General features: G+C 66.7%; 1 protein-coding gene. It reads right to left on the minus strand.

Going from position 1 to position 1,437, the window contains the following annotated elements; all coding sequences use genetic code 11:
- Positions 1–1,437 (minus strand): helicase-related protein (locus TW83_RS15275; protein ID WP_045983638.1); only part of this gene is annotated, 1,437 nt, incomplete at both ends.

A 1,437-nucleotide genomic window follows, 5' to 3' on the forward strand; every position in this document is an offset into this window, starting at 1 on the left:
CGCCCTTGACCAGCTTGCCGACCGCCTGGCTGCCCCACATCAGGCCGCCCTGTTCGGTATAGTCCATCTCGGTGTCGGGCGCGTTGTAGAAGCGGTCCGCACGCAGATGGAACTCGGGCTTGAGCGCGTCATAGCTGGCGCGGCTCAGCATCCTGGCCTCGTCCGCCGATGCGGTCTGGTCGGGGCGGAAGCGGAAGCCCTCCAGGCGGCCGGCGAATTCGCCCTCGACCGTCACTTCGCCCTTGTCATTCACTTCGGCCACCAGGCTCTCCTTCTGCTTGAGCCGGCGCAGAAGCACGGATGTGCGCCGGTCCACAAATCGTTGGGTCAGGGCCGCGTGCAGCGCGTCCGACAGGCGGTCTTCTACAGCGCGCGTTTCCCCGCGCCAATGCTTTTCGTCCGCCACCCAGCCCGTTCTTTGCGCGACATAGGTCCAGGTGCGGATATATGCCAACCGCTTCGAGATGGCGTCGATGTCGCCGGCGGTCCGGTCGATGCGTTCGATGGCCCGGCCAAGCCAATCCGCCGGGATATGTCCATCCTGCAGGAAACCGAAGATCCGCGCCAGCAAAGTCGCGTGTTCCATGGTCGAGATTCCCCGGAAATCGGGCACCCGGCACACGTCCCACAGCAGGCGCACGTCCTTGCCGCCGCGGATGCGGTCCTTGATCTCGGGAAAGTCGCGTAGGATCTTCAGCGTCGCCACGTCGTCGGCCTCGCGCCCGCGGGCCAGCAGTTCGTGGCCGGGGCCGGTCTCCAGGCTTTCCACCAGCCGGTCCATGCTGCCGAAATCCAGCTTGCCGTTGCGCCAGACCAGCCGGCTGATGGGGGCGAACCGATGGTTCTCCAGCGCGTCGATCAGCCCCTCGTCCAGGGGCTCGGCCTCTCCGGTGACGCCGAAGGTGCCGGATTCGGTGTGCCGCCCTGCCCGGCCGGCAATCTGGCCCATCTCATGGGGAAACAGCGGGCGGACCCGCTTGCCGTCGAACTTGTGCGTGGCGCTGAAGGCCACGTGCTTGATGTCCAGGTTCAGGCCCATGCCGATGGCGTCGGTGGCCACCAGGTAATCGACCTCGCCGTTCTGGTACATCGCGACCTGAGCATTGCGCGTGCGGGGCGACAGCGCCCCCATCACGACCGCGCAGCCCCCCTTCTGCCGACGGATCAGCTCGGCCATCGCATAGACGTCGTCGACGCTGAAGCCCACGATCGCGCTGCGCGGCGGCATCCGGGACAGCTTCTTCGATCCTGCCCATGACAGGGTCGAGAACCGCTCCTTGCGCTCGAACTGGGTTTCGGGAACCAGGGCCGCGATGGTCGGGCGCATGGTGCTGCTGCCCAGGAACAGCGTCTCGACGGTGCCGCGCATGTGCAGCAGTCGGTCGGTGAACACATGCCCGCGCCCGGGATCGGCACACAGCTGGATCTCGTCGATGG

The sequence above is a fragment of the Paracoccus sp. S4493 genome, from assembly GCF_000967735.1.
Lineage (GTDB): Bacteria > Pseudomonadota > Alphaproteobacteria > Rhodobacterales > Rhodobacteraceae > Paracoccus > Paracoccus marcusii.